Source organism: Mycolicibacterium moriokaense, assembly GCF_010726085.1.
GTDB lineage: Bacteria > Actinomycetota > Actinomycetes > Mycobacteriales > Mycobacteriaceae > Mycobacterium > Mycobacterium moriokaense.
Map to the genome: position 1 here is coordinate 4,904,256 of NZ_AP022560.1, position 19,752 is coordinate 4,924,007.

The 19,752-nt window shown below is 61.7% G+C and carries 16 protein-coding genes; 3 read left to right on the top strand and 13 right to left on the bottom strand.

Annotated features, from left to right (window positions below; all coding sequences use genetic code 11):
* Positions 1–10 precede the first annotated feature (10 nt).
* Genes G6N43_RS24085 through G6N43_RS24095 form a run of 3 tightly spaced genes read right to left on the bottom strand, consistent with a single transcriptional unit; the run spans position 11 to position 2,967 of the window.
* A complete protein-coding gene (locus tag G6N43_RS24085) occupies positions 11–1,225 on the bottom strand; it encodes an amidohydrolase family protein (RefSeq protein ID WP_083149315.1) in 1,215 nt (404 codons plus the stop codon).
* Between the two features lie 3 nt (positions 1,226–1,228).
* Positions 1,229–2,032: an acetoacetate decarboxylase family protein gene (locus G6N43_RS24090; RefSeq protein ID WP_083149314.1), complete on the bottom strand. Its 804-nt coding sequence runs from the start codon at positions 2,030–2,032 to the stop codon at positions 1,229–1,231.
* Positions 2,029–2,967, bottom strand: coding sequence for an SDR family NAD(P)-dependent oxidoreductase (locus G6N43_RS24095; RefSeq protein WP_275989482.1), 939 nt, complete (start codon positions 2,965–2,967; stop codon positions 2,029–2,031). Before G6N43_RS24095 ends, G6N43_RS24090 begins: the two co-directional genes overlap by 4 nt.
* A gap of 64 nt (positions 2,968–3,031) precedes the next feature.
* Between G6N43_RS24095 and G6N43_RS24100 the strand changes: the two genes are divergently transcribed.
* Positions 3,032–3,913 (top strand): IclR family transcriptional regulator, encoded by an 882-nt coding sequence (locus tag G6N43_RS24100; RefSeq protein ID WP_083149312.1) that lies wholly within the window; start codon positions 3,032–3,034, stop codon positions 3,911–3,913.
* 52 nt (positions 3,914–3,965) lie between these two features.
* On the opposite strand, the gene G6N43_RS24105 is transcribed toward G6N43_RS24100, so the two are convergent.
* Together G6N43_RS24105 and G6N43_RS24110 are read right to left on the bottom strand one after the other, a co-directional pair.
* On the bottom strand, positions 3,966–4,769 hold the full coding sequence (locus G6N43_RS24105; protein WP_083149311.1) for a hypothetical protein: 804 nt from the start codon (positions 4,767–4,769) through the stop codon (positions 3,966–3,968).
* 46 nt (positions 4,770–4,815) lie between these two features.
* Positions 4,816–5,643, bottom strand: a complete 828-nt coding sequence (locus tag G6N43_RS24110; protein ID WP_083149310.1) for a hypothetical protein — start codon at positions 5,641–5,643, stop codon at positions 4,816–4,818.
* Positions 5,644–5,989: 346 nt separating this feature from the next.
* Between G6N43_RS24110 and G6N43_RS24115 the strand changes: the two genes are divergently transcribed.
* Positions 5,990–6,847 carry a formate/nitrite transporter family protein gene (locus G6N43_RS24115; RefSeq protein WP_083149487.1) on the top strand — a complete coding sequence of 286 codons (858 nt, stop codon included), beginning with the start codon at positions 5,990–5,992 and terminating at the stop codon, positions 6,845–6,847.
* 651 nt (positions 6,848–7,498) lie between these two features.
* Here the strand turns inward: G6N43_RS24115 and G6N43_RS24120 are convergent.
* The 3 genes from G6N43_RS24120 to G6N43_RS24130 all read right to left on the bottom strand — a co-directional run bounded on the left by G6N43_RS24120 (position 7,499) and on the right by G6N43_RS24130 (position 10,773).
* Positions 7,499–8,272, bottom strand: a complete 774-nt coding sequence (locus tag G6N43_RS24120; protein WP_083149309.1) for an SDR family NAD(P)-dependent oxidoreductase — start codon at positions 8,270–8,272, stop codon at positions 7,499–7,501.
* Positions 8,273–8,371: 99 nt separating this feature from the next.
* Positions 8,372–9,367 carry a methyltransferase gene (locus G6N43_RS24125; RefSeq protein ID WP_234810002.1) on the bottom strand — a complete coding sequence of 332 codons (996 nt, stop codon included), beginning with the start codon at positions 9,365–9,367 and terminating at the stop codon, positions 8,372–8,374.
* 2 nt (positions 9,368–9,369) lie between these two features.
* Entirely contained in the window at positions 9,370–10,773 is a 1,404-nt protein-coding gene (locus G6N43_RS24130; protein WP_234809989.1) for a tryptophan 2,3-dioxygenase, read from the bottom strand.
* A gap of 371 nt (positions 10,774–11,144) precedes the next feature.
* On the opposite strand from G6N43_RS24130, the gene G6N43_RS24135 reads away from it, so the two are divergent.
* Positions 11,145–12,410: an ATP-grasp domain-containing protein gene (locus tag G6N43_RS24135; RefSeq protein WP_083149307.1), complete on the top strand. Its 1,266-nt coding sequence runs from the start codon at positions 11,145–11,147 to the stop codon at positions 12,408–12,410.
* Between the two features lies 1 nt (position 12,411).
* Here the strand turns inward: G6N43_RS24135 and G6N43_RS24140 are convergent, their stop codons facing one another.
* The 5 genes from G6N43_RS24140 to G6N43_RS24160 are packed head-to-tail and all read right to left on the bottom strand — an operon-like array spanning position 12,412 to position 19,737.
* On the bottom strand, positions 12,412–13,422 hold the full coding sequence (locus G6N43_RS24140; protein ID WP_083149306.1) for a methyltransferase: 1,011 nt from the start codon (positions 13,420–13,422) through the stop codon (positions 12,412–12,414).
* A 60-nt stretch (positions 13,423–13,482) separates the two neighbouring features.
* Entirely contained in the window at positions 13,483–14,334 is an 852-nt protein-coding gene (locus G6N43_RS24145; RefSeq protein ID WP_083149305.1) for an aminotransferase class IV, read from the bottom strand.
* Positions 14,331–15,296 (bottom strand): hypothetical protein, encoded by a 966-nt coding sequence (locus G6N43_RS24150; protein ID WP_083149304.1) that lies wholly within the window; start codon positions 15,294–15,296, stop codon positions 14,331–14,333. The genes G6N43_RS24145 and G6N43_RS24150 overlap by 4 nt, the downstream gene beginning before the upstream one ends.
* Before the next feature lie 11 nt (positions 15,297–15,307).
* Complete coding sequence (locus G6N43_RS24155; RefSeq protein ID WP_110810272.1) at positions 15,308–18,691, bottom strand: ATP-binding cassette domain-containing protein; 3,384 nt, start codon at positions 18,689–18,691, stop codon at positions 15,308–15,310.
* Positions 18,685–19,737, bottom strand: coding sequence for a cupin domain-containing protein (locus tag G6N43_RS24160; protein WP_083149303.1), 1,053 nt, complete (start codon positions 19,735–19,737; stop codon positions 18,685–18,687). The genes G6N43_RS24155 and G6N43_RS24160 overlap by 7 nt, the downstream gene beginning before the upstream one ends.
* Between the last annotated feature and the right edge of the window lie 15 nt (positions 19,738–19,752).

Below are 19,752 nucleotides of genomic sequence, written 5' to 3' on the forward strand. Positions count from 1 at the left end.
GGGCCTTTCGCTACCAGGTTCGGATGGGGTCGGGCTCGAATACTGTGCTGCTCGCGCCCGCAGGCACCTCGCGCAGCGGTTCGGCGACCTCGGCCACGGTCGGGCCGATGCGGTCGGTCAGGGGTTTGAGCGCGCCGAGGTCGAATCCGTAGACGGCCGCCGCGTTCCCGCCGAGCATGGCCGCCACTTCCTCGGTTGGCACTTCGGAGAACGTGTAGCGCAACGCTTCTCGGGTGAACGAGCCGGTGCCCTCGAGGTGCGGGTAGTCGCTTCCCCACATGATGCGGTCGACGCCGATGTCGTGGCGCTCAGCGCACTCGACCGGCCGCATGAAGCTGGCGCCGACATAGCATTGCCGAGCCCAGTACTCGCTGGGTTTGAGGCTCAGCGAGCCGGCGGTGGGGCCGGCGAATCGGGCGATCGCCGAACCCACGCGTCCATAGCGGGCCGCCGCGACGTCGAGCGAGTCGAGCGTCGCCGGGATCCACCCCGCGCCCTGCTCGGTGAGCACCACGGTGAGGTCCGGATGACGGTCCAGTGCGCCACTGAAGATCAAATGCCACAGCGCGCGGTGGGCGAACCAGTGTGTCTCGTACACCCACACCGCGAACGAGCTTCCCCAGCCGTCGAGGGGGCTGGGGCCGGCGTTGCCGCCGTGGTGGTTGACCACGACGCCCGCCTCCGAGCAGGCCGCCCACAGGGGCTCCCAGTGCTCGGCGTAGAGCTGCGGGATGGCCGCGCCTGGCGGGATTCCGGGCAACAGAACTCCGCCGCGCAGACCGAGTTTGGCGATCTGCGCGATCTCGGCGACGGCTTCGTCGAGGTCTTGGAGCATGACCTGTCCGACCCCGGCGCGCCGCTCGGGTGACAGCGAGCAGAAGTCGGCGAGCCAGCGGTTGTGCGCCCGCAACCCGGCCCAGCGCAGCTCGAGTTCACGGGCGCTCTCCGGTGGTGTTGCGGCCAGGCTCGACGAGGGGAAGAACGGCGGGATGGTGTTGGGGTAGAGGACCTCCCCCGCGATCCCCTCCGTGTCCAAGTCGGCGTTGCGACGGTCGCTGTCCCAGTTGCGTTCGGCCTCCTCATCGGCGAGGTCGGCGAACGGGTTGACGTATGTCGCTGCCCAGCTGTCGAATTCGTCTCTATAGGCGGGATCGAGATACTCCCGATAGTCGAGCAGGTCGGCGCCGGCGTGGCAGTCCGCCGAGATGACGGTGTACCGGTCCACTGGTTACACCCGCGTCGGCTCGGGCCTCGGCGCGGCGAGCAGAGCCACGTCGTCGTAGCGCTGGTGCACATACGGCAACAACCACTCCTGCGGCACCCGTTCGGCGATCCGCCCCACTTGAACGGTGCGCCGGCGACACCACGTGATCGACGTGACCTCGCGGACCACGATGTCGGCGACCGGGTCCAGCGGCGACTCGCCCAATTCGACAGTGCCATCGATGGTCTCGAGCAACTCGTAGTGCCGGTGGTACTCGCCGTAGACGAGGTGCGGATCGGTGATGCCGTCGCCGTCGGGAGCGCGCAGGAACTTGAAGTAGAACTCGGTGTTCACCTGGTCCGGTGGTAGCTCGCCCGGGCCGGTCACCCGACCTCTCACGCTGATCAACGGATACCCTAACCGCCCGACGGTCGCGGTGACGGCGTCTCCGTCGCGGTCAACCGCGATGTCAGCCAGTTTCTTTGGTTCACCGAAGGTTTCGCGTCCGCCGGTGACCGATTGTTCGGTCGACTGCGGCATGAATAGCGGATAGTCGCCCTCCACGTCACCGTGCCGGGCGGTCACCGAGAACACCGCCGACCCGAACGGTGGCCTGCCCTCGATCTGCACTCGCTGAAGCTGGACCCGCACCAGGGGTTGCGCCGCCGGCTCCAGCGGCCTGGGAAGGACGGCAGCGACGATCTCGGGATCGGTGAGGTAGGTGACGGTGACGGCCTCGGTGGCGATGGGCGCCTTCGTGGCGTCGATCTCGTGGTCGACTCGCGCCTCGGGCGGACGAGGGCCATAACGAACCATGTTGGTGCTCAACGCTTTCCTCCTTCGGTGTCCGATGCGTTCTCGGCGTGCTTGCCGAGGACGTCGACCAAGTAGTCGGGCTCGCCGCGAGCCAGAATCGATGACGCCTTCTTGCTGACGACCTGATCGGACGGGGCGGGCGGCCCCATCATCCAGAAGCTGTCGGCACGAAGACCCTCGATGACCTGATCGGCGACCTTCTCCAGCGGCGTGAATTCGATGTGCACGCCCGCGGATTCGAATCGGTCCACCACTTTTTCCAGGGTCTGGTCGGGGGTGCGGCGTTCCTGGGTTGCTGCGTACTGCTTCGGCCGGTGGCGCCAGGACTCCCAAATGCCGGTGTTCAGAAAGCCGCCGGGGAACAGGACATGTGCGCGCACTCCGGTTCCGGTCATCTCCAGGTGCGTGTAGAGGCTTTCGGTCAGGCAGAGCACGGCGGCTTTGGTCATCGGATAGACCGCCGTCGCCGGACCGCCCATCGCCCCGCGGGCGATCGGCGCGAACCCGCCGTTGCCCGAGCAGGTGTTGACGACGTGGCCTTCACCCTGTTCGAGCAGGATCGGTACGAAGGCCTTGATGCCGTGGACGACGCCCAGCACGTTGACGTCGATCCCCCAGCGCCAGTCCGCGAGGTCGTGATCCCACATGTACCCCTCGGAGACCGCGCCGGTGCCCGCGTTGTTGCAGACGATGTGCACGGCGCCGAAGTGATCGAGCGCTTCCTTGGCGAGTGACTCGACCGAGGAGTAGTCGGTGACGTCGGTGACCACGCCGACCGCCTCGATGCCCTCGTCCGTCAGCGCCTGGGTGGCCTCCGCGAGCGGTCCGGCGAGGACGTCGGCGAGTACCACTTTCATGCCCTCTTGGCCGAAACGCCTGCCCATCGCGCGCCCGATCCCACCGGCACCGCCCGTCACGACGGCCACCTTGTTTCGCAGGTCGTTCATTGTGGGCATCGTCACATGGTCGCGTATATCACCGCAAGCAGTCGCATTATGCGACTATCAGCTCATGGCTGCCCGTCCGTCGCCGCAAACCGAGCGGGTCGTGAACCTGTTCGAGCACCTGGCGGGCGAGGGGAATCAAGGGATGACGTTGGCCGAGGTGTCGCGCCGGCTGAACGTTCACAAGGCGAGCTGCCACTCGATGCTGTCGGAACTGCTACGGGCCGGTTGGCTGCTGCGGGACCCCCTGCGGAAGACCTACCACTTGGGCCCGGCGTTGGTGCGCCTTGGCCGAGTAGCGGCCGGCCGCTATCCGGCGCTGGTACTGGCCCGCTCGGCGATGGTCGAACTGTCCACCGCGACCAGCGCGCACTGCGTGGCCTTCGCGGTGGACGAGGACCATTCGACCGTCGTCGATCAGGTCCGAAGTCGTTTGGGCGGCGGTCATCCGATGCCGATCGGTACGCAGTTCCCGCACCGCCCGCCGTATGGGGCGTCGACTGTGGCCTGGGCCGAGCCGGATGTCCGCGAGCGCTGGCTCGCCGCGCTGCCCGAGGACGTGCGCGACCGCTACCGCGACGCCATCGCCAATGCCCGGCAGCGCGGTTATGCCGTCGGGCTTCACCTTCTACCCGATGTGCGGCTGCAGGAACTGGCGCTCATCGTGCGAAGTGCTGAAGTGCGGTCAACCCGGCTGAGTCAGCTGGCACAGGAGTTGACGGACGAGCTGATTCACCAGGAGGAGTGGTTTCCCACCAGCCTGGAGGCCGACCGCACCTACGAGGTCAGCCATATCGACTCACCGATCCTCGGGCCGGGATCACGAATTGCGTTGATGCTCAGCCTGGTGCCGAGTGCCGAGCCGATGACTGGCGCGGAGGTCACCCGAATAGGTATGCAGCTCGCCGCGGCGACCCGTCGGCTGAGCGCGGCGCTGGCAGAGGCGTGATCTCTCACGCACCAACGCGATACGTGGATGCGCCACCTCCCGATGCAATGAGCTAGGGATCAACCATCGATGCGTGCGTAGACGCGTTGAGACGCGTATTGACCTCCAGCTCAAGCAACTTGCGATGGTTCTCCCCCAGTTGCGTTGCGGCTGCCACCGTCGCCGCAGCCAGAGCGAGCATCGCGATCGCCAAGAACCAGTTGACAACCACAGGCAGATCGGCGTTCAGTCCGACGTACAGTGGCCACGAGGCGGAGGCGAACACCATCGGAAGAGCAACGGTTGAAATGGCGAACGCGGCCACCGCCCTCTTCCATCCCGAAAGGCGGTCTGCGACCGCGAAGAGCAGGAATCCACCCACGATTGGGACCGGTGCCATCTGCGGCGCCACCACAAGGAATTTCAGCGGCGGATCCCCGTAATATCCCCACGCCTCAAATGAAGTGCCGAGGGTTTCGACGACGACAACGGAGACGAAGGACCCGAACGCCAGCCAGTGGAGCTTGCTGCGCGGCACACCGTTTCGCATTGCCTGTGCTACGAGGTACGGCAGCAGACCCACCCAGGGCAGGTACCCGATCACCAAGAACCACGGGATCTCCCGACCGAAGTACGTATATGCCATCGGGTGGTTGTCGGCGTAGACGATCTTGCCCAGGATGTCGTAGATCGGCTCGTTGAACGCACAGATCAGCGCTCCCACGCAAACGACGATGGGCACCACGTCTCGACGGCGCACCGACAGATAGACGGCGTACATCGCAGACGCCGCGACGACCACTCCGAAAGCCGCCAACGCCAGAAGCGGCGAGATTCGGGACTGCAGGTCCGGAGGTAGATCCGACGCGAGAAGCATTATCGCCCGCCTGATTAGTCGAACTTCGGCTGAGTCGCTTGCGTGGTCACGATGGCACCTGCGAGTCGCGGGCATCGATAGCCGACGTTGAGGAGCCAGCGGCCAGATGCCGGCGGTCCCGCAACTCCGAACGAACAAAAGCGGTCAGCCCGAACGACATTGCGATGGTATAGAAGCCTGCAAGGTTGGCCATCCAATGCGGGGCGTCAGAATGCAAGGTGAGCCAGACTGGCCAGGAGCATGCGGCATGCGTGGTCCCGAATGCAGTCGCCGGCACCACCAGGAATCCCGCCCGCCGCCACCCGGTCAGTCGCGGCTCCAGAACAAGCACAAGCCACACGCCGATCACTGCGGCGGCAGCGTTCACGAAGGCCCACCACAACGGAAAGCCCACCACCTTGAACGGTGAGAAGTCGTAGTAGAGGCCAACTCCCAATACCGAGACACCGAGGTACTCGACGATCAGGTCCATGACGAACACGCCGGCGAAAACCTTGTAGATCGACAGTCCGTTACGCACGAGCCGAGACGCAATGTATACGGCGCCACCCCAGAAGAGGGAGTACCCCATGAGCAGGAACGCCGGCTGCGGAACGCCCATGCCGACATAGACCACCCACGGGTTGTCTTTGGCGTACCAGACCTTGCCCAGCGTGTCCACGGTCGGCTCTAGGCCCATGGAGATCACACCGCCCACGAGCATCACCAACGGAAGCGTGTCGCGTTGCCTAACGACGTAGACGAGGCACCAGATCACCGCGACGACGAACGCTCCGCCCACCACCAGGGTGTAGGCCCAGGCCGAGCTGGCGGCCGTTACCCACTCCGGCCGCGGACCCAAGCCTTCGAACGGCATCAGCGCGTAGTCACTCATTTCGCTCCTCAACTCTCGCTGCGGTCGCGACGTCGCCGGCTTTGGCCACGCACCTCCAGAGTCACCGTCATGGATACGCATAATATTGATATCATGGCATTCAGGCGGCACTATGCGAGATTCTTCGATTTGAATGGTACGCATCATGCGTTTCACGGGACCTGCTCGGTGACAGTCGAAACCGGATTAGGTATCACCGACCAGACGGACAAGCTGGTTAGCTCATAGACCAGTCCCCGACGTGGCACGGCTGCAGACGTCGCTGGCCGGCAGTCATTGTGCTTTTCAGGGAGCGCTGGGGCGGGTATCTGTGTTCGTCATCTATTTCCCGACAAAAGGAATCATTGTGAGCCAGACGAGCCAGCGGGAGCTCGGCGATACAGATCGTCCGATCGAGGATGAGCTCGAGGATGCCTTCGCTCGAATGATTGACGAGGGTACCCAGCGCCTCCACCGGACATGGCGCGAAGTGCTGGCGACCGGGTTTTTCGGCGGTACCGAGGTCGCGATGGGGGTTCTTGCCTACCTATCGGTTCTGCACGCGACGCAGAACCCACTGTTGGCAGGTTTGGCGTTTTCCATCGGCTTCCTCGCTCTCCTGCTGGGTCGCAGTGAGCTCTTCACCGAAGGCTTCTTGGTACCCGTCACCACAGTGGCCGCCAAACGCGCCAGCATGGGCCAGTTGCTGAAGCTGTGGACAGGCACCCTGATTGCCAACCTTGCCGGCGGGTGGGTACTCATGTGGCTGATCATGACCGCGTTTCCGAAGCTGCGCGCGCAGGCCGTCGAGTCCGCAACGCACTACATTGCCGCACCGCTCTCCGCGGAGACGATCGCACTGGCGCTGCTCGGCGGGATGGCGATCACCCTGATGACCCGCATGCAGCACGGCACCGACGCGATGGTCGGCAAGATCGCCGCCGCAGTGGCCGGCGCCTTCGTGCTCGCGGGTCTGCAGATGTTCCACTCGATTCTCGACTCGCTGATCATTTTCGGCGCGTTGGCGACCGGCGATGCGCCCTTCGGCTATCTCAGATGGCTCTCCTGGTTCGGTTACACAGCGTTGGCCAACGTGATCGGCGGGCTCGGCCTCGTGACACTTCTTCGGTTGGTGCGAAGCAAAGACCGTCTCCAGGAGGAGCGTGAGGAAGCAGACGAAAGCCATACTGGTAGCGACGCTTCCAAGCCGGAAGCCGCCGAATGATGGCGTGCTCGGTCATCAGCTAGCGCCCGATGCCTATCGATAGATCGTCGCAGGGCCGTCCAAAAAGGAATGGGCCCAATCCTGGGTCGACTTCCACGGCAAGATCTCCGAGGTTCTCGAATCGGTCGAGCCTGCAGCGGCAGGCCGACTTTGTGCGGCAGACGCTCGGCGACCGGCCAGGCGGCGCAGTTCTGGTAGTACGGGATCGAGGAGAAGCCACATCGGACCAGGGGCATAGCCGCTCTGATCACCTTCAAGATGAGCTTCAATCATCCCCGGAGCCGACGCTGCATTCGCCAAGGCCGAAAAGCCTTCTTGGTACAGACGAATTCGGCATCTACGGATGCGAAGCTTCGGTGGCTTACGCATTCGGCGTGGCGCATGCTGAATACGGGTGGGACGGCGCTTCCGGGACCATGTACCAAAACACTCCTGGCACAAGGGAAGATCGTCTTCAACAAGGCATTCGTCGGAGCCCATATCGATATCTCGCGCGGGAATGGGACCTACATATCCGGCGGGTTCAGCGGCTCTCACCGGGATACGTCGACGGAAGCGACATCCAGATCCTGCCCAGTCCCAGCGTGGGCGACGTCCACTACACCTACCGCGGCTGAAGTCGCACGTTCCCGAGAAAGTGTGAGTCGACCGCTACTGCGCTAGGTATCCCCCATCGACGGGCAGCACGGCGCCCGTGATGAAGGAGGCATCGTCCGAAGCGAGGAAGACGATGGCGCTCGCGACCTCGGCCGGTTCGCCGATGCGGCCCATCGGATGCATCCGTTCGATCTCCTCCAGATATTCCGCGCCGCCCGGCTCCTCCGGGAGCTGCTTGACGCGTTCGGTTCGGATCGTTCCGGGAGCAACGGCGTTGACTCTGATCCCCCGGTCGGCCCACTCTACCGCCAGGTGCTTGGTCAAGCCGGTGGCAACGAATTTGGCGGGACCGTAGGCCGCCTGCCGCTTCTGTCCGGCCAGTCCGGATATCGAGGAGAGGCAGACGATTGCCCCGCCACCGGTCGGCAGCATCGCCTCAATCGCGAACTTGCACGTGAGGAACATGCCACGCCCATCGATGGCCATCACTTCATCCCAGCCGGCGGTGGTCACCTCCGTCGCATCCCCGAGCGGGATGATGCCGGCATTGGCGACCAGCACATCGAGCCGGCCAAAGCGGTCGGTTGCCGCTTCGATCATCCGCCGCGCGTCGTCCTCCACCGAGACGTCGCCGATGACCGTCTCGACCTCCGTGCCGCCGTTTCGCAGCTCATCGGCCAGCGCCTGTAGCGGCTCGTCCTGAATGTCGGTCACGATCAGCCGAGCGCCCTCGCGTGCGAAGAGCACAGCGGTCGCACGACCAATGCCGAACGCCGCCCCGGTGATCACGGCGGATTTCCCTAGGAGGCGTCCCAGCCCTTCGGTCACAGCTTGCTCACCACGCCATCGTTTCACTGTTGATCGACGATGTCCGTCGTTTGAAGGTTGCGGTGCCGCTTCGGCACCGCTCGACCCGGCACGTTGGGATCACGCCGGAGTGGCTTCGATTACGGACGATCGAGGGCCAGGTGTGATGGATTCCAGCGTAAACCCGTTGTCGAACAACAGCCGGCTCCATTCGGTAGCCGTGCGCTCACGGCCGCCGAGCAGGACCAGCATGTGCAGGTCCAGGAGCGCCATCGGGTGGGCGGTGGCAGCTTCGGGGAGGACTTGCTCCACGATCAGCAGGCGGCCATGTTCCGGGATCGCCCGCCGACAATTCCCGAGAATCTTCCCCGCGGATTTGTCATCCCAGTCGTGCAGGATCTGCGACATCACATACACATCGCCATTGGGAGGGACTTCGTCAAAGAAGCTCCCACCGACGATCGCGACTCGGTCATCGACGCCGGCCGAGCGGAATTTCGACCCCGACCCCGATACGACATGAGGCAAGTCGAATAGCACGCCCTTCAAGTGGATTTGAGCTCGTAGCAGGCGAGAAACAAGTGTGCCCTCCCCACCGCCGATATCGACAACGGTCGCTATGTCCGACCAGTCGCGGTTGAGCAGCGGTAACAACCGCATCTCGACCAGTCCAGCCTGGCCCTCGGCGAACTCCTGTGCAGCAAGCGGCTTTTCGGACAGCCATTCGAAGTACGGCTTTTTGAATGCTTCTGAAAAGGATTCCTTCCCAGTGCGCACAGAATGAAGCGCGTGTCCCCAGACGGTGTAAGCCTCATTCGACATCAGTTTGACCAAGTGCCGCAACGAACCGGGTGTGTCCATCCGCAACAGCTCGCCGGCGTCAGTCAAGGAGAATCGCCCGAGGGTGTCTTCGTCGAACAGACCCTCTGCCACGAGTACTCGGAGGAATCGACGGAGCGCATCGGCGTTCGCTCCCACACTCGTCGCAAGGTAGTGCGGCGAGCGGGGTCCATCCGAGAGCACTTCTGGCACACCGAGTTCGCAGACGGTCGAAATCGCCTGGGAAACGATGAATCCCATGATTTGCTTTCTGACCCGGTCATTCGTTTCGTGCATCGTCACGCCGCCTCGGGCAGCCCGGGAAAGAGCGAGGCCTTGGCCGCGGTCTGCAGGTACGACGCGCCTGCCGTCCCTCCGGTTCCGGGTACAGATCCGATGATCTTCAGCGTGATGCCCCAGTGGCCCCGCTTCATCGCACCCCATGCGCGGTCAAGGCGGCGCATCGATTGCTCAAGATGAACTGCGTCGGCCAGCGTGCTCTGTGTCGTAAGGTAAGCCTCCTGCAAGGTGACTTCCCCGGCGTCGATGTGGTGAACGTTTTGAATGTTCTGAATGTGTTGCATGTGATCACGATCCGGTGGCGCGCACGAGAACTGAATCTCGCGATATGCACGCGACTGAACAGCACTGCGGCCGTCGGTAAAGCCGCGAATGACGGAGAAGGCTTCGATCGGCATCGTGGTCAGGACTCGAAAGAGCATGGGTATGGCTTCGAGACGGCCGGATGCCCCGTCGAGGCAGTCCGCCGCAAGTGCGGTTTCGCCGGCCAGAAGGTTCCGTGTCGCCGATGAGATTGCCGTCGCGGTCTGTCGGTACAGACCCTCGAAGATTTGAATGGAGCGGATGAACATCTGCTCGTCATGCAAGCGGGTGGTTGGTAGCAGGGTCAACCGAACCGCGGTGACGATGTCGGTCGGGAGGCTTTCCAGCGCCGATGCTGCCGCGCACGCAAACTCTTGGTAATGGCAGTCGGCGTGAGCTAGCGCCGCCGTACCCGTGGCGGCCAGGTTTGGATCGAGCGTGCACTCGGGCGCGAACTGAGCAAGTTGCGTCACGACGCGAGTCGCTGCGCGCAGCCTGGCCAGTTGCGGGCGACGGGGCGACGCTTCGGCCGCCCTCGCCTCCAACAGCGCGAGGTCGATGGCCGCGGCGGCGATGTATGCATCTACGCGTTCACAATCTGCGGATCGGACCACGTGGTCGAAGTAGTCGAGGCCGACGTACGTCGAGTAGGTGCCGTGATCCATGTCGAACGTCATCGGCAGCCAGGCGGCGAGAAGCGGATCATCACGCAACCCGCCGTGAATATCCCTCAGCATGGCTGCGACGTTTGGTCGCACACTGTTTCGTCCGACCGCCTGGTAGTGGGCAAGGACGGCAGCGAACGGAAAATGTGCGCCCCTGTCCTGCCACCGCCGAAGCGCACGTTCTATTTCGACACCCGACAATTCGGTTGGCGTGCCGCGATACGCATGAAGGCTCCTGCCACCCACACCAATTGAGCCATCGTCGACCAATTTTGCTTCCGTCACCACCGGCGATTCGTGATTCGCCTCGAGATCACGCTTGGCCCTTTTCCTTGCCGGCTGCTTGCCAGACATTGCTCCGGCTGCTGCCGACGTCGTCGAGTCGGCGAGATCCGACGTGTGCCCGATCGCTTGCTCTTGGGTGTATGTAGCCATGCTGGAAATAGTCCTTGCCACGGACTATTTCCGTAATCGCTGCGAAGCCAGACACCTCTCGCGAAGAGGAAAGGATTTCCTATCCGCGCGGTAAGTGCTGAGGTCCGCTCGGCCGTCCGATGGTGGTGATCCGACCAGCCCGCACACGCCCCCACGTTCGCCCTGCCGGTGCCGCAAGGAAGGCGGACTAGGAGGTCCTTACCAGACGGATAGGAAACCCTTCCCATTGAGGAGGGAAATCTGTCTTCCGGCCGATTACGGAAGCTCTTCCCGATCACCATGATCACCATCATGAGTACTCGATCAAGCAGACCAGTGGCTGGAGACCACGGCGCCGAGCTGTGCACATTTCATCCTGGTGGAGTCTTTTGATGAAACTCCTTATCTTGCATCGTGTTCCGTATTCTTTCATCGAATACCATCGCGTGATCGATCACGGGCTCCACGACGTCGTCTACGTGGGCACGCGCGCACAACTTACGACAATCCCTTCCGACCTTCGCTGCAAGAGGGTTGAACGGCCCGGTCAAGCGGGTCTGGTCGAAGAAGTTCTCACCTTGTTTTCTCCCGACGATCACATCGATCGGGTCATCAGCGTCTCCCAATACGAAGCAATGGAAGCAGCCCAGATACGGCGGGCCCTCGGGGTGGAAGGGGACATGCCGGAGCAGGTCCACATGGTGAACGACAAGGTAGCGATGAAGGCCGCAGTGGCAGCAGCGGCACTTCGCGTACCCAGGTTTGTCGGGTGTTCCGAGGCGCTCACATCTTCATCTGCAGACTTGGCTGCTTGGGCCGGCAAGACGGTGCTCAAACCCGTCGATGGGACCGCCAGCAAGGACGTGCTCGTTTTCTCCACCTACGCTGACGCAATCAGTGCAGTAGCCAATAACTCCACAGGTCTGGAAGCCTTGGATCCGGGACGGTTCCAACTCGAGGAGTACGTCGAGGGGCCGATCTTCCACTTCGATGGTTTGATGCTTGCCGGGGAGCCGGTCGCGATCGTCGCCAACAAATATTTGGGCACCTGTCTAGAGTTTGCCCAAGGTGTTCCACAGGGGTCGATGCAACTCGACGACGACGGTGGGCGTTGCCGGGTAGCACTTGACTATCTTCGGGCCGTCGGAATCCGCAATGGTCCATTTCATCTCGAAATGATCGAGGCCATCGACGGCATGGTTTTTCTCGAGGTTGCGGCCCGCGCCGGAGGTGGCGGTATCAAGGACACATTCCGGATGGCCACGGGCATTGACATGGTTGCAGCTGCTTTGGCCATCAGCCTGGATAGGTCGCCTCGCGACGTCAATCCGCTGAAACAGTGGTTCGAAAAGAGGTCGGGCAGCAGGACATATGGAGATTTCATGTTCCCAGGTCACCTGCTTCAATCGCGGCACTGTGCGATCGAGGGCAGTGAAAAATTCCGAGGCCATCCAGATGTGCTGAAATGGAAGGAGCTGGAAGCAGGGACTTCCCTTCCAAACACGGTGAGCTACTTCGATTTTGAGTTGCCGGTTTGCGGCATCGTGGCAGGAAACTCAAGTTCTGAAGTTGAAGCACTGCTCCGCGAAATTTTGACTACCGTGCGGGTTATCCCAAGCGGAGGGCCCATCCCATGCGGCACGACGTCCATGGCGTAGCTCAAATGCGAAGGCCCTCAATGATGTCGAAGCCCGACGCGAGAGGTACGCAACGAGTCAACTCGAGTCCGGAGGACCTGTAGAGCCGCGCATACTCAGCCCGGGTGCGCTCGCGTCCACCCGTCATCACGAGCATGTTGACATCGACCAGCTTGCTCCAGTGGTACCCGTCATGATCTGGAATGACGCGCTCCAGGACGAGGAGTTTTCCGCCTCGGGGCAGCGCCGCCGCGCACCGCGAAAGGATCCGGACGCACTGCTCATCGGTGCACATGTGGAGCACGCTCTTCATCGTGCACAGCTCCATCGGTGGGACGGACTCCTCCGCGCTGCCCTCGACGATGCTCACTCGGTCAGCCACTCCCAGGTCTCGGAAGTTGTCCGGCGCGCCACGGACGGAGATGGGTAGGTCGAACAACACGCCTTGCAGCCCAGGGACTTTGGCCAGCATCGTCGCGAGGAAGATGCCATACCCGCCACCCACGTCCGTGATCGTCGAAATACCCGTGAAGTCGTAGGCCTCCGCGGTCTCACGCGCCACTCGGGTCGTGATCTCGTGCCAGCCCTGATGGAAGAGATCTGCAGTGGCCGGCTGTTCCGGAAGCCATTCGAACAGCGGCTTGCCGCGTCGCCGTTCGAAGGCGCACTGGCCGGTCCGGACCGACTCGACGAGGTCGCCCCATGTCTGGTAGACCTCTCCGCCGGAGAACATCCGGATCTCTTTCGCCATGGACTGCTCGTGGTCAGAGCGCAGACAGGCTCCGACAGGTGTCAAAGAGACTCGGCCTTCTGCGTCGCGTTCGAACAGGTCGACGGACACGAGCAGCCTGAGGACTCGCTCAGTCGCGTCGGGGTCGATGCCGAGCTCCTCGGCAAGCTCGGCCGCCGTCCGGGGACCTGCGGCCAGCGCGTCGGCGATGCCCAGGTTGACGACGGCATAAATCGCGCAGGAGAAGTAGTAGCCATGGACGGCGAGGTGGAGCGCGTCTCTGTCGGATAGCTTGGGGAGCATGAACGTTGGCTTTCTGCGGGTGCCGGTTCAGACCGGTGATGTTATCTCGGTGGATGAGAGCTAGGAAGCGAAACCGCCGGTCGTAAATCGGCGGTACTCGTTAGCGATCCGGTCGACGTAGGCCGACCCAATAAAGTTGACTTCGTCGATGCTGGAAACCGTCATGACTTCCATCGCGGTCCCGCACAAGAATGCACCGTCGAACGCTTCAAGCTCGGCGTACGGAATGTCGCGTTCGATTACAGAAATGTCCAATTTCGGGCACAACTCCTCCATGATCAACTTCCTGGTGATTCCCGCCAGAGCTAGTTCGGTGGTGGGCGTGAACAGCGTGTCGCCCCGACTGAAAAAGATGTTCGCACCGCTCGATTCGCAGACCATGTCCGTCGTCGAGAGAAAGAGGACGTCGTCACTGTCATCTGGCTTTTCGCGGTAGCTCAAATAGCTCAACGCGTAAGTCGTCGACGCTTTGGCTTGATAGGGATGGCACGAGGCGGGCGGTCGTCGCCACGCTGACGTCGTCAGCCGATACGGTTGGGCTGTCGAAACCGCCTGAAACGGAAGGGCAAGTATGACCACCCTGCTCGAGCAACCTCGGCCCTTGAAGCTGACATCCGCGTCGTCGTAGAACACCAACGGCTTGATATACGCGTCGGCCAACTGATTGACCCGCAACAACTCGTAGCAGGCATCGGTCAGCTCCTGATTGGAATACTGCAGAGTGAGCCCGAATACACCGGCGGATTGACGCAACCTGTCGAGGTGTTCTTCACATTTGAGTATTTTGCCGCCGTAGCTGCGGATGCCCTCGAAGACGCACGACGCATACGACAATGAATGAGTGGCGGGCGACAATCCCACCTCGGTACTTCTCACGAAGCTGCCATCGTCCCAGGTAACGTCGCTGATCATTCGGGTTCCCGTCGAGATGCTGCGGTTACGTCGGTCATTTCCGCGGTCGCGAATTCGTTCATCTCTCGTGTGCGGCGTGTGTTTACCGGGATCAGCCAGTTCACTAGGTCGACGATATGGTTTGCGCCGAGTCGCATCTTTCCCTCAATCGCTCCCCGGCCCAGGCAGATGTTGTCGAACCCCAACTCACTGGCAAGCTGATAGACCCGGTAAAAATCGGCGATGTACAAATTGATTCCATCCGGAACATGGTCGCGGTCTTGACCTCTGACCAGCTTCGAAAACACAGCTCGCTCCTCGTCCGCATAGCCCAGAGAGCCGGACAGGGGAACATCGGAGGCTCTGTCGTAGTCGAGCCGCAGGTAATATTTCGCCGCATCCGTCGAACGTGCCAACATACTCAGAACCTCGCGGGTGTAGAGATTTCTCGAATGCCGATATTTCGCTCCATTCAGGGCTTGCAGAACAGCGAAATCGTCGAGGGCTCGATGGCTCGCCGATATATCAGACAACCGGTATACCTCACTCCGACAAGCGTCTTCGGCCTTTCGCGTAATCCTTCTGATCGCCTTGTACTGTTTGTCGCCGACTGCTGTTCGCAGGGCGGAATCGACACATCCTGACGTCCGGAAGTAGGCCACCTGCATGAACGGAACTGCGATGGACTCGGCAGCGTGCATAGCGTCGTTGCGCGGCGTTTTCGGAAGCGATGGAATCAACAACCAGTCCGAGTCGGCTGCCGAATCCATCAACTCCGCCAGCTTCGGCCCGTCGGGCTCGTCCGACACCGGCATGTAAAAGTACCCGGGCGCGACGTACGCATTTTCTTGATGCAGGGGGTCACCGTTGACCCCGCGATGCCGGAGCACGGCGTCCCAGTGGGCGATCCCCATCAGAGGGAGCTGAGGCCCCGCAACGTTGTAGCTCGCGCAAAACGCATCACGTTGGGGCTGCAAGTCCATCGAATCCCTCACTAGCATTTCGATCCCACCAAATGACCGTTGCAGGCGATCTCGTCAGAAATCTCGACGAGGCGTCGTTCGTCGGTGAAGTGAAGCGCCCGGTCGCCCAGTTCACGCAGGCTGGGGTTGTGAGTGATGATGAAGAAGAGCGTGTCCGGCAATGCGGACGTCACCGCCTTCAAAATCGACTGCTCGGCATCCGAGCTCAAAGACGACGTCGCTTCATCCAAAATGGCGATCGCGGGCGGGTTGACCAGCACATCCAACAACGCCAGCCGTTGCAACTCCGTCTTGCTCAGGTTGAGCCGGCCGGTCGTGGGCACCAACTCGTCGAATCCCCCGGGAATGCGCGCAAGGACGTCGTCCAATTCAAGGAAATCAACCATCCGAGCCAATTCTGCTTCCGTCGCGTCGTTGAAGTGTTCCGACAGTTTCCCCGGCTTGAAGACCGGATTCGACGTCATCAGAAGTACGTCTTGTTCGTGCATCTGCGTCACGTAGCCCGTCGTACAGCCCAAAGTGGATACGACGCCTTTCGTCGGCTGCAGACCGCCGACAACGAGTTTCGCGAGCGTCGACTTGCCCACTCCACTCGCACCCGTGATCACCACGACGTCACCTCGATGGAACGAGTCCGTGAAACTCTCGAGCAGCAACGTATTCGATTGCGGTGCAGCGATGGTGACGTCCGAAAATGACACACGTGTGCCGTCGCCGTTCAAAGGTACACAGGCACGGTCGGGTTCGATGGTGACGGGACGGGTAAGCAGGCGATCCGCACTGACGAGTACCTGCCTGAGCTCCACGAGCCATATCCCGACGCGTGCGAAGACGGCAATCAGGCTGTAGCAGAGGCTCAATGCGAGCACATTGGCCAAGCCAACGCCACCGTGTGCGTGCATGAACACCGTAGAACCCACGATGACCGAAAGGAACGCCAAGCCGATCACGTCGAGCCTGTAGACAAACCATCGGTGCGCCCTCTCGTTGTCCATGGACGCGAATGTGTGGTTCATCAGACTTTCATTCAGCCAACTCACCAGAACCGAGTTGTCCCTCGCGAAATCGAATCTGCTCGACCTCCATGTGAAGGCCTCGACCTGCGCGAACAGTACTGAAGTAGTTCTGATCACCCGGTCGTTGAAGTCTTGCAGTCGGCCTCCTGATCGCCTCAAACTGTGCCAGTAGGCGAAGCACATTCCGGCGAAAGGCAGTAGCACGAGAATGTTCTTGCTCAGAACGAAAGCGGCGCTCGTGACGAGAAGCGTTGCCGCGGACAGTAAACGGAGCAGGACTACGGGGAAGACTTCGTCGACACGCCGCTGATCCCAAGTGAGCTTGCTCTGGCTGTCCTGGTGGACCTCCGCTGGTATCGATCTGTCGAGCGTCGGACTCATGATATTCGTGAAGTAGTTGACGCACTGTCGAGTCGCCGCGCTGATACTGCTTTGTACGACCAAGAGCGCACCGGAAATCGACAGGACAGCGCTGACCGAAAATACGCTCAGCAACGCTACCAGGAATGTTCGTGCGTTTGAGGTGGAAAGGCCACTCGCCGTGAGGTAATCGCCGACGATCGTCAGGACTTCCCGGCACAGGAACAGAGCGATGGCAACGAGCACGATCTTGGCCAACCCCAAGTTGATCAGGCTCCGAAGCACCGGCCGCCGACGCTCGTCGGAGCCCGCGCCATGAGTACTTTGGCGAGGAAGTGTGCGTTCCTCGGAAGTGTCGCCTCGCGTCGCGGCCGGGAAAGGATCCGGGCTAGGAGCAGGCAGGTTCGGTTTGACGTCCACAACGGCGCCGTCCGCCACCACCCAAATCTCCTGCGCAGCGGCGATCTCGTCCTGCTTGTCCGTGGCATAGACAACCGTCGCGTCCTGCCACGGTCCCCGAAGCAGCGAACTCAGCAATCCACGTGCAAGGTCGTCGTTCAGCCCCGACGTTGGCTGGTCGATGAAAATACGCGATGGCTCCGCCAGTATCGCGCGAGCGATTTCAAGACGCTTGCCCTGCCCGCGGGAGACATCCCAGTCGGCATTCACTTCTCGAGAGGCGCCCTCGAGCAACTCGGTATAGAAGGTCTCGGGCAGCCTGGACAGTTTGACAGCTTCCCGTGCGTCGTCATCGGAAAAGTCGGCGCGGTAAAGGCGCAGATTCTCGCGGAGTCCGCCCGGGAAAACCCACGGCTCGTCCGGGAGGAACACGGTCAAGCTCTCGGCGCAGCTGCTCATCGTGTGAGCGGCGGTTTCCAACACCGATGTTTTCCCGCTCCCAGCAGCACCGACAACTGCAATGTGCTTCGCAGACGTCGTTGGTAGCTCTATCGTTCTGGACTCGGCGTCCGATCGACCGGTAGCGGACAGGTACTTCGATACGTTGCGGTGGCCGACGACGCCTTGAGAAATGCTCTGCACAATTTCCGGGACGTTGTTGGCGACCGATCTCAGGCCACCGATCAGAGCCATTGCCGACAACACACCGGCCGGGTCCACGTACCCAACAACGGCTAGCTGTGTGACCGCGGCGGCAAGCATGGCGATGACCGGCGTGAGAGTGGAAATGAGATTGACCGAAGCGATCAGGCGCGCCGCCTTCTTCAGCGCCTGCTCCTCGCCACGACGTTCGTGGGCATATCGGCGAGTTAGTTCGTCGTTCCAGTTCTTGAGCCACACAAGCAGCCTGTTGTTCAATGAGAACGAGGCGACATCGATGCGAGCCGCCGAACGCATGGATTGTTCGGCGTAGATTCCGTTCAATCGCTTGGTGATCCAGAAGATTGCGGTCGAACCGACAAAGATCATCGACAGGGCTGACAACGCACTCGGCCCCAACGCCATGAAGAAGAATACGGTGGTGAAAGCTATCGTTGCGACTGCGAGAGCCATGAACACGGCGCCCGACCATGCGGCTTGGACACGCGCTGCTTCACGGTCGAACAACGTCGTGAAGCCGACTGAGCGGTAATCGAAATTCTTCTTTCGCAGCAGCCTCTGCTCGATGTATGTCCGACCTCCTATTCCTGCAAGCTCGGCGAGTAGGAAGGAGTGATTGAGGGCCACCCAAGCCGAAAACGTCAGTAGCAGGCAGCTGATTGCGAGCGCCAGGTTCACCACGAGGGGTGTCTCTGGCTGGATGAGATGCTGGATAAGCGATTTCAGCGTGATGGCCGCCCCGAAAGAGCAACCCGCGTTGACGGTGATGGCCAAGAGCGCGAGGCAGACATCTCTGCGGAGCGCGTTGAACACGGATCTGTGTAGGCGTTCCTCATCGTTCGCTCGCACGTCGTCGGCGTGGGCCGCATCGCACCAGCGCTGCCACTTCGAAACATTCACGGCGCGATCGGACCGATCGCCGGCTTTCGGAAGCGAAATCCAGAAGATTTCCTTCAGCATTTTGACAGCTCGGGCGTCGCGTCCTCGGCCAACGCAATGGAAGCGATCCTGTCGCACAATTGCGTGATCATCGCCCACCCCTCGGCGAGCGCTTCCCTCAATTCGTCGATCTCGGTCAGCGAGGCTCGATTGAGCAGATCCAATCCCATTGTCACGTGGGCGCCGTCGTCCTCCCCGTGGTCTTCGAAGTGTGGCAGGTCGGGGAAGGCACGTGCCGCTTCCCGGTGCCAGATTTCGCCGCTCCCTTCCAGAACGACGTGCATCAGAAGGGTTCGCACCATGTCGCTTCGGTAGAGCATCTGGTCCCTGAACCAGTCCATGGTCGACAGAAACGTGGGGTCCGCGACGGGGCGGTGCCGCGATTGCCGCTGTTTACGGAGGTTGTTGTTGTGTCCCAGTTCTTCGACCAGATGGTCGAGCGCGACGTGTTTGTGCTCAGGATCCGTCGTCATCGCTACACGCAGATGCAGAAGATCTTGAAACACATCGGACCAGGATTGCTGGCAGTCCAGCAGTCGGTTGCGAACATCGTGATCGGCCAACGAAGGGTCGTCGATCAACCGCAGCAGCTTGCTGGTTCTGAATTCTTCCAGGTACTTCTTGTTGTCCTCGAGAAGTTGATCAGCCGGACGGGACTCGGCGGGTGCGAACACGGCGTTGGGCCGGTCCGGATTCTCGTACAGCGCTTGGCCGTTGAACTGGATCGAAAGCGCCCAGAACCCATCGTGAGTTCCTTCGAAACCGTGCCACGTATCACTCGGTACCAGAACGATGTCCCCCGCCGTGACGTCCTGTTCCCTGCTGCCCATGGTTCGTCCCGACCCCTCGCAGACCAGGATCAGGCTCGGCTCCGGGTGTTTGTGTACGGGCAGCACCTGCCCGCCCGCCAATCTGACCCAGCTGATGGCCAAGTTGCTGGAGGCGGGAATGAATTGCGCCACTTCAGGATGCTGGGCGAACATCTTCACGACACCCAAGTCGTGGACCTGGCCGTCGACAATCGCGTGATTGATCGAGGCGAGGTCGTTCCTGGCGATGATATGCATTGTTCAACCTTTCAC